This window comes from Microcoleus sp. T3_A4, assembly GCF_036700465.1.
GTDB lineage: Bacteria > Cyanobacteriota > Cyanobacteriia > Cyanobacteriales > Microcoleaceae > Microcoleus.
Genome location: NZ_JAUBOY010000040.1, coordinates 1 through 17,132 on the forward strand (window position 1 = coordinate 1; position 17,132 = coordinate 17,132).

Here is a 17,132-nt window from a genome sequence, read left to right on the forward strand (position 1 = left end):
TTTTGGATGTCGATGAGTTGGGCGGCGTTGGAGTCGAAGTTGAGTATGGGCTCTGGCTGGGGTTGGATAAATGTGATCGGGGGCAGCAAGGGCAACGGGGCGCAACCGCAACTGGTATCCGGTTCGGGTACTGGGTTGAAGATGGGGGTTGGTTCTGGCGCTGGTGTTGGTGTTGGTGTGGGTGTTGGTTCCGCCGTTGGTGTGGGTGTTGGTGTGGGTGTTGGTTCCGCCGTTGGTGTGGGTGTTGGTTCCGCCGTTGGTGTGGGTGTTGGTGTGGGTGTTGGTGTGGGTGTTGGTGTGGGTGTTGGTGTGGGTGTTGGTTCCACTGCGGGTGTGGGTATTGGTTCCGCCGCTGGTGTGGGTGTTGGTTCCGCCGCTGGTGTGGGTGTTGGTTCCGCCGCTGGTGTGGGTTCCGGCGCTGGTGTGGGTGTTGGTGGTGTCGGCACGGGTATCGGCGCGGGTATCGGCGCGGGTGCCGGTGTTGGTGGTGTCGGCACGGGTGTCGGCGTCGGTATCGGTCCCTTAAGGGGAATGAGAGAGACAGTGGCGACTGCCGCACTGGTGGCGCCGAGGTTATCTATAGCGCTGTAGGTGAAGTTAGCCCCTATGAAATTGCCCGATGCCTGGAAGAACAACTGGGTAATTTGCTCGGCTGTAAGGGTTTGACCTGCCGTGACCCGCACTCCTTGGCTGGGTTCGCCTAAGAACAGCGTGCCTTCATTGGCTGGCGGCAAGGTGTTTACGGTAAAGGAAACCACCGTCCCGTCTGGGTCGGTTCCTCCGAGTCCGGGGATGTTCACGGTTGTTCCCAGCAACACAGCGAGGCTGGAGTTGTTGGCGACGGGTGGCTGGTCGGTGGGAGGTAATAGGGCTAGCAGGGAGGCTGTAGCGGGGGCTGGACTAATAGCGCCGCGGCGGTCTGTGGCGCTGTAGGTAAAGTTGGTGGCTGCGAATTCGCTGGTTGCTTGGAAGAATAACTGGCTGATTTGAGTTGTGCTCAGTCTTTGGCCTGCAGTGACCCGGATTCCCTGGCTGGGGTTGCCCAAGAACAGGACGCCTTGATTTGCTGCCGGCAGGGTGTTGATAGTGAAGAATTCGATCGAGTCGTCAGGGTCTTTGGCCGTCAGCCCTGTGAGGTTGACGGTGCTGTTTGGCGCCAATGTCTTGCTGAAGTTTGTGGGTACTGGCGGGTAGTTGAACGCCAGGGAGACCAGAGAAACTGTGGCGGCAGGACTGCTGGCACCGAGATTGTCCTTGCTGCTGTAGGTAAAATTAGCTCCTGTGAAATTGCCGGCAGACTGGAAGAATAACTGCGTCATTTGCTCGGCTGTCAGGGTTTGACCAGCCGTGACGGCGACTCCCCCCGTTGCGGGGTCGCCCAAGAACAGGACGCCTTGATTTGCCGGCGGCAGGGTGCTGATGGTGAATGTAACCACTGTACCGTCTGAGTCTCTGCCTCCGAGCCCGCTAATTTGGACAATGCTGTTGGGCGCTAGCGCAGCGTTGCTGCTGTTGGCTGATGGAAGTTTGTTGGGTGTGGGCTGGGCGAGTAAAATGGCGGTGGTGACAGTGGCTCTGGACTCGGAACCGTTGTTATTGCTGGGTTTGGGGTCAAAAGTGGTCGATCGACTCTGGGAAGTATTGCTAATAGTGCCCGTCGCTGGAACGACTAATGTTACCTCGCGGTTGATGTTGCTGCCGCTAGTCAAACTGGGAATTGTTGGGAAGGTGACAACCCCTGTCACCGGGTCGTAAGTGCCGTTATCGGATGCGCTGACTCCCGTTAAACCGGGAATGATGCTGTCTGTAATCACTACGTTTTCAGCAGCATTCGGCCCATTGTTGGCGGTAGTTATAGTATAAGTCACGGAACTACCAGCAGGAGCAGATGTGAGACCGCTCTTGGACGTAACCAGGTCGGCCACAGGATCGATCGAGGTAATGACTTGACCCCCCGCTTCACCGGGCACTGCGACTGTCGAGCCGTTGTTGTTTGTTAAGTCCGGGTCAAAAGTGTCCGATCGACTTAATACAATGTTGGTGATGCTCGTCAGGGTAGGCGGGGGTACAAAAATTAGGCGGCGGGTGACACTGCTGCCGCTGGCTAAAGTCGCGATCGCTGGAAACTCGATCGCCCCTGTGCTTGGGTTGTAGGTTCCGCCATCGAATACGCTGACATTAGTTAAGCCGGGAATCAGGCTGTCGGTGATGACTACGTTGGTCGCAGGACTCGGCCCGTTGTTGGTAGTAGTAATTGTATAAAGTAGCGTGTCGCCCACCTTGATGGTGGCCGGAGCCGTTTTTTGGGTGACAACGTCGGCTACAGCCTCGATCAAGGTAATAACGGTGGCGTTGAGGTTTGTACCGTTGTTGTTGGTCGGAGTGGAGTCGGGAGTGATGGAGGTACTTCTGGCCGTGTTGCTGATGGAAGTTAGGGTGGGCGGTACTGTGAAGTCGATCGTTCGGGTGACAGTCTCCGCGTTGGCGATTGCCACGGGCGCGAAGGTGACAATGCCGGTTACTGGATCGTAAACGCCGCCGTTCGATGCTGTGACTCCGGTTAACCCAGGAACTATGCTGTCCGTGATGGTTACAGCTTCTGCAGGACTCGGCCCTAAGTTGACTGTGGCGATCGTATAGCTGACCGAACTACCAGCAGTAGCACTCGTAGAGCCCGTTTTTGTGGTTGCGAGGTCGGCGTTGGGCGCAATACTTGTCGTAACCGTAGAGTTAGTGGGAGTGCCGTCTTTGTTGGTTGTCGAACCGTTGTTGTTAGTGACGATCGGATCGAAAGTCGCCGAACTGCTCCGGGCCGTGTTGCTGATGGCAGTAACGGTGGCTGGGGCACTGAAACTGACAGTGCGGGTCGCAGTAGCCGCATTTGCCAGCGCTGTCAGTGCTGGAAAGGTGACAATGCCCGAAACTCGGTCGTAAGTCCCGCCGTCCGATACGCTGACTTCTGTTAAACCCGGAATAATGCTGTCAGTGATGGTCACATCGGCAGCGGGGTCTGGGCCGATGTTAGTCGTAGTCAGCGTGTAGGTGACGCTTGACCCGGCCGAGCTAGTCACAGGGCCACTTTTGGTAGTAACTAAATCCGCTACTGTATCAACAACTGTGGTAGAGACTACACCAGGCCCCTCGATTTGCCCTGGCGCGAGTATACCGCTGTTGTTGCTGAGGTCGGGGTCGAAAGTCGAGCTAGTGCTGAATGCAACGTTGGCAAAACTGCTACCGCTGGTTAAACCAGGCGGCAAATCAATAGTCAGGGTGTAAGTCACAGTCTCACCCGCATTGAGAACCGGAATTAACGGCCAGGTGACAGCTTTCGTTTGGTTCACGTAAGTGCCGTTGTTGGAGGCAATCAGAGCCGGTGGCAATCCGCCCGAAAACAGCAGTTCTAAAGGTATTTCGTCTTGAATCAGAACATTTGTAGCAGGCGCTGGCCCCCTGTTTACAGTAGTAATCGTGTAGGTAATGCTGCCTTCGGACTTGACGAACTGCGGGCCGGTCTTAATAGTGGCAACCTCTGCGGCAAGACTGGGAGGATTGATAGTTTCAACTACCACGTTTTGAAGTTCGTGAATGTTGTTGGCGCCTCCTGTGGAACTGCCAAAACCAAATTTGAAAATTGGCGGTACTGGCCCGTTTTCGGTGGCCAAGTTGGGGATGTCGATCAATGTAGTTTCGTAGATGTTGTCGAAATTTTGATCGAAAGCAACGGTGAGGCGAGAGGGATTCACCGGATCGTTAGATGGATTTAGCGTAATTTGAACGGATCTTTTGGCTAAATTGCGATCGCTCGTGAACGTATTGCTGAAGTTAAAACTGCTGCCTGGTTGAGGGCCACTAAAGTCAATGGTCGTAGGAATGTTATCGATGCCGAAGGGAACGAAGGCATTTGTTAAAAACTGATAACCCTTTGCTTGATTTCCTCTAACAGTTACTGAATCTGGTCTGAAAGAACCAATAGAGGAGCCGAGAATCGGAGGCGGCTCAGGGCCAGAGCGCCCTTCTGTGGATGTTGAAAAATTGCCAAACTCGTCAAGCCCAATGCCTAAATAACCTCCCTCAATACCGGGTATACCCGTTCGTGGAGCGTAAGCCAGAGAACCGCCAAAACCCCCAGTCCTGGTTGGGCTAACAGTGCCGTCAATCAAGAAGAAACCCAGCCCGTCCCCGGGCTGAGGGCTAATAGAGGGTTGCGGAGACGGAAATTGCTGGTTTGAACCGTAAGAATAAAAATCAAACTGGACTCTGAGACCGTCGGTTGAAGGAATGGGGTTGTTGTAGATGACGAAGGCTTCCCGAAGGTTTACTGCTGGAGTTAATAGCAGAGCGCCCTCGCCGGGAATTGCACCGCCCAAAGCCGGAAGTACGCCGGATACAGTGCCTCCGGTAATGCCAGGGATAAGTTGATTGGCTGCTGGAACCCCGCTGGTGGGATCAAACAGTGCCCCGTCGTTTCCCCCGTAAATCCAAGGCCCCCTAACTGTGGAGTTTTTGAAAGTTTCGTTAACTAATGTGCCGAGGGCGTAAGGGTAGGCTTCGAGCACTTCTTTTTCAATGGCGATTCTCGCCTTTATTTCCCCGATCGCAAATTTTAATTGCCAGTCGCCGCCGAGTGCCGCACTCCCCGTCAAGTTGTCGGAAGCTGCAATATCTGCACCGGCAATCAAGCTTAGCCGCCGCACGAAGGCCTCGCCGCTTTCCCCCGCTGCGACGCTGCACCCGAATAACAAGATATCTCCTCTCTCGCTGAGGGCTTTTCCCCACTGCTGTAACAAATGGCTGTAGGTTTTTAAGTTGTCGTTGCAGAGTTCGATCGACCCTAGCTGCACCAGAGCTTCTCGACCGTGAGAAACTATCTGAAGGCTGTCTAAATCGCTGCAAACCGCCAAAATTCTAGTAATTTGCTCGACTCCATCCCGCGTCGAGTCCAGTACAAATACCTCTGTATCGGCTGTTGCTCCTCTTGCCAAGCTGTCCCTGTTCTCTACTCTGGCATCGAGAAACAGTACATTTTTTATACTCCGAGGAGGCAACCACGGGGGGTTTTCCCTTACGGTTGCTCGAAAAAATTCTCTGTGGGGATGCCCAATTCTCGTGCCGCCAGGAAGTTTCTGGGACAGGAAACACTCCTCTGTTTTTACTTGTTTTATTGGTTTTTTATGAGGATAAGTTGCTGTTGTTCGGGATTTTGTGCCCGCAATCCTTGCGGTAGAGTCACCTATTTTTGGGGTGATAAAAATTGGTTTGTTGCAGATGCTTTGCATGGTAAAACTGTCTCACGGATTGTAGATGATGTACCCATTTCCAGATGATCATTATCACCTATTGAAAAAAATTAATTGCCGAGTAAGAGGCTCTGCTGCTTGACTTGAACTTAGAGCAAAAAGCGAATTTTACTCAGCACAAAGCAGTCCTATATTGATATTTGATAGCATTGCAAATATCGCTGGCAGAAGCGCTGAGGATTTGGGGTTTAAATCGCAATAATTTCTCTATCGGGGATATTTTGCCTTCGACTTTTTTCTTTTCTGTTAGCGAGTGTATCTGTTACACGCTTATCTCTTACATCGCGCAGTAGATAATAACACCAGTTCTCAAAAATTTACTTAATGAGGTTTTCTGTACATCGTCTAATGCACTTTATTTGCCGAGAAAATTCACTATTTCTAGACGTATAAACCTGGTTTGAGGGACGAAAAGACTTCTTTGCAGCCCTCGCTCCCGGTAAACAACTCGGTTTCTTTGGTTTTGGTGTACAAGCCCTGTTCACAATAGCAACCAGACATTAATTAGGGAGTGATAGCCGTCACATAATTATGGCGACCGTGCCCGAAGTGTCATTCAACTGAGATCTTTTACCATTCTCAATAACCCTTCTATGGGGGGGGTTCTCCTGCCCAGCCCATAAGAAAATTCACTTGTGGAACAGGCCTGAAAGCCTATTCTTGAAAATGGTGCAACATATGAGATTCAATTGAAATCGGCATACCCTGTATCGACGAAGCGTCTTAAAAATTCATGACTTGCAGTCTGGAGATAGCAATCTAGGTTTGAGACTGTTTCGCTACGATCGCAAAAACAGATTAGTGCCGCCCAGAAGCAACTTCTCAAACTATCAACAAGCTAGTCTTCGAGCTGGTTTCTGTTTAAGATAAAAGCTCGGGACAATGTTTCGTGCAAAATTTTTCATGATGTTTTGGAGAAACTGATTTGGAGATTGGCCCCTCAGCTACTTACGATTTTTGTTGGCTAATTTTCTTAACTGCAGGAGTTACGCGCAGGAGACTAGAAACCCAATTTATTTCTAGATTTCTCGCCACCCAACCAAAATTTATCATCTAAACTTCGTTTCTGATCGTAAATCCTCAACTAAAAAAACACCGATCGCAATTCCCCTGTTATGGCAATTTTAACCACCAACTGTAACCAAGCAATAATGCTCGATTAGGTTTTAACTGCTGAGTTTGGGCGTGGGTCGTCCAAAAGAAGCTTCAACCATAATCCTTACACGTAAGTACATATTAACTCATTGATTATTACATCCGCAAATAGGCGTAGATACAAGCACGAATATAAGCTATATCTTTTCACCGCGAGCGTCAAGAGTTCTGGCTTGGTAGTACCGACAATCTTGACAGGGCCCAGAAGGATTGACCGCGCAGCGAATGTAATTAGAGCGGGCGTTATACTCGCAAGTGATATCGCCGATCGAATAACCGAGGCTTTGTATGTAAGTGCGATCGGCAGTTTGTAGTTGAGTTCGCATGGATCTATTCGCTACCGCCAGTCTGGCCGCAGCAATTCTATCGCGGGCTTGGCTCTGGGCAGAGCGCATCACCCACAAAGACAGCAGCGAGGGAGCTAAACCTATGAAAATAATCAGGAGAGCAGTTAGCACTTTTTCAGAGCTTATGTGGAGAATATTTGTTTTAATTTAGGCGATCGGCAACAAAAAATCCTCCTCGACAAGACGGTTTTAAATAAGAAAAGTTCCCGAGCAATTCTCAAACTAGGCCGCCCCTGTGTTAACCGTTAGCTGGCGGCTGAGGAAGGCGAATTAAATAACTTACAATTTTAATTGTTATTGTGGGACGGGCGGGACGCCCATCCCACAAACTTTTTGAGAAAGCCGGTTGCTCTTCAAAACCAAAACGGTTAAATCTTAGCAACATCCCCCGCTAAATCCATCAACGAACCCGCGCCTTCCACCTTAGCAACATCCAACAAAGTCTTCAAAACCGAATCGGGATTCAAACTAATCGAATCAATTCCCAACTCAACCAAGAAACGAGCAAACTCAGGATAATCGCTGGGCGCTTGACCGCAAATCCCAATCTTGCGATCGTACTTTTTGGCGGCTTTAATGGCAATTGCTACCATGCGCTTGACAGCTTCATTCCGTTCGTCAAAGATGTGGGCGACTAAAGCAGAATCCCGGTCTAATCCTAATGTTAGCTGAGTTAAATCGTTAGAGCCGATCGAGAATCCGTCAAAAACTTGGGCAAATTCGTCAGCAAATATGACATTGCTCGGCAATTCGCACATCACATAAACTTGCAAGCCGTTCTCGCCCTTAACTAAACCGTGTTTTGCCATCTCGGCTAACACTTTTCGCCCTTCATCCGGGGTGCGACAAAATGGAATCATCGGAATCACATTTGTCAAGCCCATTTCGTCGCGAACTCGCTTTAATGCTTTGCATTCTAAAGCGTAAGCTTCGCGGTAATTTGGGTCGTAATAGCGAGAGGCGCCACGCCACCCGATCATCGGGTTTTCTTCCTTGGGTTCAAACTGCCGCCCTCCCAAAAGATTAGCATATTCGTTGCTCTTGAAATCGCTCATCCGCACGATAACTGGATTTGGATAAAATGCGGCGGCAATTGTGGCAATCCCGTGGGCGAGTTTGTCGGTGAAGAAATCGGGTTTGTGTTGGTAAAGTGCTGTCAGGTTTGCAATTTCTTCTTTGACTGATTCATCCACCAATTCGTCAAAGTGAATCAGTGCCAGCGGGTGTGCTTTAATGTGATTGGCAATGATGAATTCCAACCGCGCTAAGCCTACGCCGTCGCAAGGAATCGCTGATAAACCAAACGCTTCTTCTGGGTTCCCGACATTCATTAAAATTTGAGTGCGGGTGCGGGGTAAATTCTCGATCGCGGTTTCTTGAATTTCAAAAGGAAGCAAACCGGCATAAACTTTGCCTTCGTCTCCTTCCGAACAAGAAACAGTGATTTCTTGCCCGTTTTTTAAGATTTGGGTGGCATCGCCAGTGCCGACAATGGCGGGAATTCCCATTTCTCTGGCGATGATGGCGGCGTGACAAGTGCGGCCACCGGAATTGGTGACGATCGCACTGGCTTTTTTCATAATCGGTTCCCAATCCGGGTCTGTTTTGTTGGTAACTAAAACTTCTCCTGATTGAAATTCAGCGATTCTGTGCACATCTAAAATTACGCGGGCTTTGCCTTGTCCGATTGATTCGCCAACGGCGCGTCCTTTTGCTAAAACTGCACTGCTACCTTCCAATTTGTAGTTTCGCAAAACTTTAGCAGATTTTTGAGATTGTACTGTTTCGGGTCGTGCTTGGACAATAAACAATTCGCCCGTATTGCCGTCTTTTGCCCACTCAATGTCCATCGGGGTATAAGTCCCGCGCACTTTAGAGTAGTGTTCTTCTATGATGACGGCCCATTTTGCGAGTTGCAGAATTTCATCATCTTGGATGGCAAATTTATTTTTTTCGGCGGCGATGACGGAGACGTTTTTGGTGTATTTAGAACCGCCGATATCGTACACCATTTTGAGGGTTTTGCTGCCGAGGCGTTTGTCTAAAATCGGACGAAAACCTTGTTTTAAGGTTGGTTTAAAGACGAAGTATTCGTCGGGGTTGACGGTGCCTTGGACGACGTTTTCGCCTAATCCGTAGGCGGCGGTTACTAATACGGCGTTTTTGAATCCGGTTTCGGTGTCGATGCTGAACATGACGCCGGAGGATGCTAAGTCCGATCGCACCATTTTTTGGACGCCGACTGATAGGGCGACTTCAAAGTGGTCAAAACCCCGCTGTTGGCGGTAGGAAATTGCGCGATCTGTGAATATGGAAGCAAAGCATTTGTGACAGCATTCGAGCACGCCAGCGCAAGCTTGGACGTTGAGGTAGGTTTCTTGCTGTCCCGCGAAACTGGCGTCGGGTAAGTCTTCGGCGGTGGCGGAGGAACGCACTGCTACGTCTGTACTGTCGCCGTAGCGATCGCACAATTTTTCGTAAGCATCCGCGATCGCCGCTTGGAGTTCTCGCGGAAATGGTGTGTCGAGAATCAGTGCCCGCGCTTGCTTGCCTTTTTGTCGCAGGTTCTGCAGATCTTCTACGTCTAAATCGGCAAAAATTTCGCGCAATTTAGCTTCTAAACCCGCTGACTGGATGAAGTACCGGTAAGCGTATGCTGTAGTTGCAAATCCGTTGGGAACTCTAACTCCTTGGGGGCTTAACTGTTGAATCATTTCGCCCAAAGAAGCATTTTTTCCCCCTACTAATGGGATGTCGGCGATTCCGACTTCATCAAACAACAATACTAAGGCTTTTTCTTTGGGAATTAAACCGGGTTTTTGTTCAATTGCTAAATTGTCGAGCATTGCTTTTTTCCTCTCAACTTCAGCTCATTTCGGTCAACGGACAGTAAACAAAAGACAGTTTATTGGGAATTGTAATTTTGTTACAAAAATTCTCAATTTTTTTCCTAGGCTGTATCAACCGAATTTTCGATTGCCTCTATTTCAAGACTATCACTTTTTGGCTAAATAGCAAGGCCTGTGGAGATGTTTTATTTGATTGCAAAAAGTAAAGAAATTGCAGTAATGAGTTTATGTAAGGTATTATAAAAGAAGTGGTAAAAATATGAATAGCGAAGATAGTTCCCACGGCTTTTTTGGCGTTGAGCGCTCATGGGTGTGGGGATATAGCTTGGATTGTGTTGGTAGCGGAATCCAAGGGCAACAAAGGGTGGGATTCGATCGCGCGATCGGCTGAACCCGCCCAAAAACCGATACTTATTTTCCGACAAGAGTCCTGAGTCGCCGAAAATTGGAGATTCTAGTTCCACATCCCCGATTCATCTGTGGACTAAATCTAAAATCTAACATCGTGTCACAGGGGCGATCGCCCAAAAAAATACTACGCAGCTTAGTTTCCTCCTGAAACCCAGCTTCTAAAAACCATAAAAATTTTCTCTCTGATTGCGTTAACCTACTTAGAGGAAAAACACAATCGCATAGATATCAGATATTGTACCATTTTCAATAAGCCTTTTAAGGGCTGGTCAGAAGAACCCCTCCCAAGAAAATTGACTCTTTGTGAAATGGGCCGGAAAGCCAGTTTTTGAGAATCGTTCAACATCTGAGATCAAGTGCATTGTAATTGTTGAACCAAAGAGTTTTTAACTGGTAACGGCAGGATTTGTGGCTAGACAATTCTTTATATGCTATAATAGTTGGCTACACTGCCTTCTGACAAAAAATAAGGTATATGATATCAGTTTTGAGCCCACCCGCAAAGCGAAATGGCTTTAAAGTTCTTCTGGTCGAAGACAATCAAGCAGAAGCCGATCTGATCGAAGAATTATTATTAGAAACAAATGTCAGTAGAGCCGAACCCCAAAGGCTATCAGTAAGTTGTACAGACCGTCTCAGCAAAGCGCAGCAACTTTTGATCAGCGAACATTTTGATGTGATTTTACTAGATCTTTCGCTGCCCGATAGCCAAGACTTAAATACAATTGTCAAAATACAAGAATATAGCCTAAATACTCCGATTGTCGTACTGACTGCCCGCAACGATGAAGAGCTTGCCGTGCAGTCAATCCAAGCCGGGGCTCAAGATTATCTAGTTAAGCGAAAAATCGACAGCGAAGTGTTAATTAGATCGCTGCGTTACGCAGTCGAGCGACAGCACAACCAAGAAGCTTTGCGAAAAAGTGAAGAAAAATATCGCTCGGTAGTCGAGAATTCTCTCGTCGGAATTGCCATTCTTGCTCCTCCGAATTCCCCCTCAGAACCAGAAAAATACGAGTGGTTAGAAGTCAACGATGCTTTGTGCGATTTGCTGGGATACGATCGCCAAGACTTTTTGCACGAGAATTGGGAGATGTGGGGTTTTCCTGAAGACTTGCAGGCAAGTTTAGAGCAGTTAAATAAAATTTTGGCAGGGGAGAGTGAAGGCTATGTTTTAGACCAAAGGTGGCGCAGAAAAGACGGAAAAATAGTTTATACTAGAGTTTCCCTGCGCTGTATTCGCGCCCTAGACGGCTCGATCGACCACCTGATTAAAGTAGTCTTGGACGTGAGCGATCGCTACCGTTACGAAGCTCAATTAAAAGCATCAGAAGAGTTTTTAAATCACACAATTAATTCTACTCCTGACCCTATTTTTGTCAAAGATGAGCAGCACAGATGGATCGTATTAAACGATGCTTTTTGCAATTTGATAGGAAAAAGGCGATCGGAACTGATTGGCCAGTCAGGATACGATTTTTTACCCCCAGCACAAGCGGCTTTTTTTGGGCACCGAGACGAGCAAGTATTGCAAAGAAGTCTTGCGGAGGAAACAGAAGAATTGTTTACCGATGGCGGCGGTCAAGAACGCATTATATCTACTAAAAAAACAGTATTTAAAAAAGCCGACGGGACTAAAATGTTGGTCGGAACAATGCGAGATGTGACTGACTACAAACGCCAGCAAATAGCGTTGCAGGAAAGCGAAGCTCGATTTCAAATAATGACCGACAACGTGCCGGGAATGATTTATCAATATCGGCTTTATGGAAATGGTAAAACATCTTTTACTTACGTTTCCTCGGGCAGTTGGCAACTCTACAATTTAAAGCCAGAACAAATAGAAGAAAATGCCACGTTGGCTTTTGCAACAGTTCACCCCGACGACATCTCAGACTTGCAGCGCTCGATCGCAACTTCAGCGGCGACTCAGCAAGCTTGGCAACACCAGTGGCGGCAAGTTATGGGAGATCGAGTGAAATGGCTGCAAGGCGCGTCTAAGCCAGAAAAGCAAGCCAACGGCGATATAGTTTGGGACGGTTTGGTGATGGATGTTACGGAATTGAAACAAACCCAGCAAGACCGCGATCGATTTTTTAATCTCTCGCTGGATTTACTTTGCATTGCAGGTTTTGACGGCTATTTCAAACGATTAAACCCCGCTTGGTCAAATTTATTAGGTTATAGCAGTGATGAAATCTTAGCCAAACCTTTGATTGAATTCGTGCATCCAGAAGACCTAGAAATTACTATAGCGGAATTAGAAAAACTTAAAAAAAGCCACCCCGTTATTAGCTTAGAAAACCGCTATCTTTGCCAAGATGGTACCTATAAATGGCTGTCGTGGACAGCATCGCCGTTTGCAGAAGAAGGTTTGATTTATGCAGTGGCTCGCGACGTTACATTTAGCAAGCAAGCTGAAGCTGAATTGCGTAAGAGCGAAGCCACTAACCGCGCTCTTTTAAATGCGATACCAGATATGATATTTCGCTGTCGGGCAGATGGCACTTTTGTAGACTTCAAACCTGCCAAAGATTTCGAGAATATCCTACCACAAAAAGCACTAATTGGCAAAAAAGCACAAGACATATTGCCGGCTGCTTTTGCTGACAAAATCTTGTCGGGCAATCAACAAGCGATCGCCACCGGCGAGATTCAAGTTGTAGAATATCAAATGCCAGTTAATGATGAACTGTACGATTTTGAAGCGAGAATTGTTTTCTGCACAGAGGACGAAATTATCGCGATCGTCCGCGACATCACTAATCGTAAACGTTTTGAGTCAAAACTCCACAGGCAAGCAGCAGCAATGGCTGCTGCTTCCGAAGGTATCGCCATATTCAGTGCCGACAAAGAGGTGATTTATTGCAACGCAGCCCGACTAAAAATCTACGGTTACGACTCTCTCGAAGAAATCTTAGGTAAAAGTTGGAAAATATTCTACCAAGGTGCAGAGCTGCAAAGGTTCGAGCAAGAAGTCCTGCCGAATTTAGTGCAGAAAGGTTCTTACAGCACCGAAGCAGTAGGATGCCGTCGCGACCGCTCGGAAGTCCCTATAGATGTCTCGCTGACAATGCTGCCGGACGGGGAAATCATTTGCATTGTTCGCGATATTTCCCAAAGAAAAAAAACAGAAGCAGCACTGCGAGAAAGCCAGCGGTTAACTCAACAAATTGCTGGGGCAAGTCCTAATATGTTGTATGTTTATGACTTAATAGAACAAAAAAATATCTATGCGAACGCTTCTATATACCACATTCTCGGCTATACAGTAGAGGAGATTCAGGCAATCGGGCCGTGGATGATGTCCACTTTAATCCACCCCGAAGATTCAATCAAAATGCCTGATTATTTACTGCAAGTCGAAACAGGCAGCGAAGGGGATATCTTTGAAATTGAATACCGAATTAGGCACAAGGATGGTTCTTGGCGCTGGATGGTCAGCCGAGATACTGTATTTGCGAAAACAGGAGACGGTAAGTTAAAACAAATTCTCGGTACGGGAACTGATATTACAGAAAGCAAGCAAGCAGAAGATGAAATAAAGCTGTTGCTGGCAGCAACTCAAGCCATTAGTCAGTCGGCAGATTTTCACAGTGCCCTCCCAGATATCCTGCGGTTGCTGTGCAATGCGATCGGCTGGAATTTTGCGGAAGCTTGGATACCGAATGCTAATGGTACTTTTTTGGAACACAGCGAAACTTGGTACGCTAGCGATCGCGATTTAGATACCTTCGGCCGCGAAAGTAAAAAAATTAGATTTGCCGCTGGAGTGGCAGTACCTGGACGGATTTGGTCTAGCAGAAAAGTAGAATGGATTGAAGATATTTCTCTAGCTAAAAATCATCTTTTTGCCCGATCGCAAATGGCGGCATTAGTCGGATTGAAAGCTTGTTTCGGAGTGCCAATTCACACTAGCTCAAAGGTGCTAGCAGTTTTAGTATTCTGCAAGCGCGACCGCTCGATTATGGAACCGCGTATAGTAGAGTTGGTCAAGGCTGTAGCGACGCAGTTGGGCGATCATATTCAGCGCAAACAAGCCGAAGAAGAATTGCGTAAAAGTGAAGAACGCTGGCAGTTAGTTCTCAAAGGCAATCAAGACGGAATTTGGGATCTGAATCTTCAAACAAATGAAGCTTTTCGATCGGCCCGCTGGCAAGAAATTATCGGTTACGCAGAGGGCGAAATCGACAGCACCAACAGCGCATGGATCGAGCGCATCCATCCAGACGATCACTCACGAGTGCAAGCAGCGATCCAAGGTTATCTCGATCGCCAAACCCCCAATTACGCCGCCGAATACCGCTTGCAGTGTAAAGACGGTAGCTATAAGTGGGTTCTCGCCCGCGCTCAAGCAGTGTGGGACGAAGCCGGAAACCCTCTGCGGATGGTGGGTTCAATGACGGATATTAGCGATCGCAAAGCAGCAGAATTAGCTTTACTGCAGGTCACTCAAGCCGTCGAAAGTACCAGCGACGCGATCGTGATCGCCGACTTGAAAGGGCGGTCTATTTACCACAATCAAGCCTTCATTCAGCGCTACGGCTATACGGTGAAAGAGCTCAATGATATTGGCGACATGACGGCACTTTATGTCCGGCATAAAAATTCCAAACAAATCTATAAAAGCCTTCGCAAAGGTTGCTCTTGGTGTGGCGAAGTTGCACTGCAGACTAAGAGCGACGAACCAGTAACTGCTCTGGTGCGCGCCGACACTATTCAAGATATTAATGGGAATTACATCGGCTTAATTGGAGTCATTACAGACATCACAAAACGCAAAGAATCAGAGTTGATTTTGAGACAAAAGTTAAAGCGCGAACAGTTGGCGGTAGCCATGCTGGAACGCATTAGATCCTCTCTAAATCTTGAAGAAATTCTCACCAAAAGTGTCGAAGAAGTGCGGCAGTTCTTGCAAGTAGACCGCACTATTATTTACCAATTCAATCCTGATTGGAGTGGGTTTATCGCTGTCGAGTCGGTTGCCGAAAATGTCCGACCAATTGTAGGAATGGAAATTTATGACCCCTGTTTTGGGGCAGCCTACGTTCCTCTTTACCAAGACGGTAGAGTTAGATCCATAGAAGATGTTCACAATGCCGGCCTGGCAGACTGCCACTTGGCTTTGTTGACCCGGCTCGATGTGAGAGCGAATCTGGTAGTGCCGATTTTGCAAGGCGAAAACTTGTGGGGGCTATTAATTGCTCACCACTGCACGGGCCCGCGTCCCTGGCAACAATTGGAGGGAGAGTGCCTAAAACAATTGGGGGTGCAGTTGGCGATCGCGATCCAGCAATCAATGCTATTTGAACAAGCACAAACCGAAATTGCCGATCGCAAACTTGCAGAAGCCGCCCTGCAATTAGCTAAAGAAGCCGCCGAATCCGCCAACCGCGCTAAAAGCGACTTTCTCGCTAACATGAGCCACGAATTGCGGACGCCTTTGAACGGGATTTTGGGATACATTCAACTGCTCAAAGTCGATAAAAACTTTACCGCCGATCAGCAGGAAAGTCTTAACAACATTCACCAGTGTGGCAACCACCTGCTGATGCTGATTAATGATGTTTTAGACCTCTCAAAAATCGAAGCTAGTAAAATGGAGCTGTCGCTGACAAACGTGCATTTTTCCAGTTTTGTGAAAAGTATTATTGATTTGTTCCAGATGCGATCGGCTCAAAAAGGAATTGCCTTTAATTACGAGCAACTGTCAGCGCTGCCAGACGGCATTTTGGCAGACGAAAAAAGGTTGCGTCAAGTTTTGATTAATTTGCTCAGCAATGCCGTTAAGTTTACGAACAGCGGCAGCGTTACATTCAAAGTCGGTTATGCAGAAAAATTTCCCGATAACTATCCTCAAACCACCTGCGAAAATTCTAGTTTGACAGCGGAAATTGCCACTCAAACGCTCAATGTGACCGCGAATTTAGACGCGCAGCAAATGTCGAGCCAGCCCCTAGGAACAACAGAAGCGCGCGAGGTGACAACAGCAGAAAATATCAGCCGTGTTCCTACCCCTAAAATTCGCTTTCAAATCGAAGATACCGGCATTGGCATTTCTCAGAATAAATTAGAAGAAATATTTTTGCCTTTTCATCAAGTGGGCGATCATAACAATTTCGTTGAAGGTACGGGACTGGGACTTTCCATCAGCCAAAAATTAGCCAAAATGATGGGCAGCCAAATTCGCGTCCAAAGTACCTCCGGCAAAGGCAGTATATTTTGGGTGGATCTAGACTTGCCCGCAGTCGCCCAGTCTTCTGAACTCCCCTCCCGGCAAGAAAAAAGGCGGCTTATCGGTTTTACCGGCCCCCAGCGGAAAGTGCTAATCGTGGACGATCACGAAGTAAATCGCGCCATGTTGCACAGGCTACTTTTTCATTTAGGCTTTGAAATTGCAGAAGCTACAGACGGCGAAGACTGCTTGCACAAAGCACAGGAATTTCTACCGGATATAATTTTAATGGATTTGCTGATGCCCGTCATGAACGGTTGGGAAGCTACCAGGCGGCTGCGACAGTTGCCGGAATTAAAAAATACGGTTATCCTTGCTTTGTCTGCTAACGTTTACGAGACTACCAAGAAAGAGAGCATACTTGCAGGTTGCGATAATTTTCTCACCAAGCCGATTCAAACTAACGAGCTTTTAGAATTATTGCGCCTGCATTTGAGACTAGAATGGGTTTACGAAGAAGGATCACAAACCAAAAAGCGCACAGATCCAACTGCAAAAGCATCTTCTGAGATTGCTGCTGCTGACTCAACGATGGTGTCTCCTGCCTCAGAGTCAATCATGGCGCTGTTAAGATTGGCTGCAATGGGCGATATTGAAGCTATTCTGGAAGAAACTGCTAAACTCGAACATTCTGACCCAACATTAGTGCCTTTCGTTCATCACCTGCGCCAACTTGCTAAAGGATTTCAGCTCAAGCAAATTCGAGATTTTTTGAAGCAACATTTGTCCTAAAATTGACGGTAGCTAACAGACAACTCAAAATCAGTTAAATCTCGCGCCCTGACTACCATTCTCAATCAGGTGTTCTGGCCTCCCGCGAAGCGACAACTTAATTTGC

The 17,132-nt window shown here is 47.8% G+C and carries 5 protein-coding genes; 2 read left to right on the forward strand and 3 right to left on the reverse strand.

Annotation, left to right across the window (positions count from 1 at the left end; genetic code table 11):
- The 3 genes from QUA07_RS21515 to ppsA all read right to left on the reverse strand — a co-directional run.
- Window positions 1–4,982 (reverse strand): DUF4347 domain-containing protein (locus tag QUA07_RS21515; protein ID WP_333328993.1); only part of this gene is annotated, 4,982 nt, incomplete at its 3' end.
- Between the two features lie 1,607 nt (window positions 4,983–6,589).
- Window positions 6,590–6,910: a DUF6464 family protein gene (locus tag QUA07_RS21520; protein ID WP_333328996.1), complete on the reverse strand. Its 321-nt coding sequence runs from the start codon at window positions 6,908–6,910 to the stop codon at window positions 6,590–6,592.
- A gap of 257 nt (window positions 6,911–7,167) precedes the next feature.
- Window positions 7,168–9,645, reverse strand: coding sequence for a phosphoenolpyruvate synthase (gene ppsA, locus QUA07_RS21525; RefSeq protein WP_333328998.1), 2,478 nt, complete (start codon window positions 9,643–9,645; stop codon window positions 7,168–7,170).
- 262 nt (window positions 9,646–9,907) lie between these two features.
- Between ppsA and QUA07_RS21530 the strand changes: the two genes are divergently transcribed.
- Together QUA07_RS21530 and QUA07_RS21535 are read left to right on the forward strand one after the other, a co-directional pair.
- Window positions 9,908–10,039: a hypothetical protein gene (locus QUA07_RS21530; RefSeq protein WP_333328999.1), complete on the forward strand. Its 132-nt coding sequence runs from the start codon at window positions 9,908–9,910 to the stop codon at window positions 10,037–10,039.
- Window positions 10,040–10,534: 495 nt separating this feature from the next.
- A complete protein-coding gene (locus tag QUA07_RS21535; protein WP_333329002.1) occupies window positions 10,535–17,026 on the forward strand; it encodes a PAS domain S-box protein in 6,492 nt (2,163 codons plus the stop codon).
- Window positions 17,027–17,132 lie beyond the last annotated feature (106 nt).

Coding starts and splice junctions, on each gene's coding strand:
- QUA07_RS21535 (WP_333329002.1), top strand. CDS start 10,535: ATGATATCAGTTTTGAGCCCACCCGCAAAGCGAAATGGCTTTAAAGTT.
- ppsA (WP_333328998.1), bottom strand. CDS start 9,645: ATGCTCGACAATTTAGCAATTGAACAAAAACCCGGTTTAATTCCCAAA.
- QUA07_RS21530 (WP_333328999.1), top strand. CDS start 9,908: ATGAATAGCGAAGATAGTTCCCACGGCTTTTTTGGCGTTGAGCGCTCA.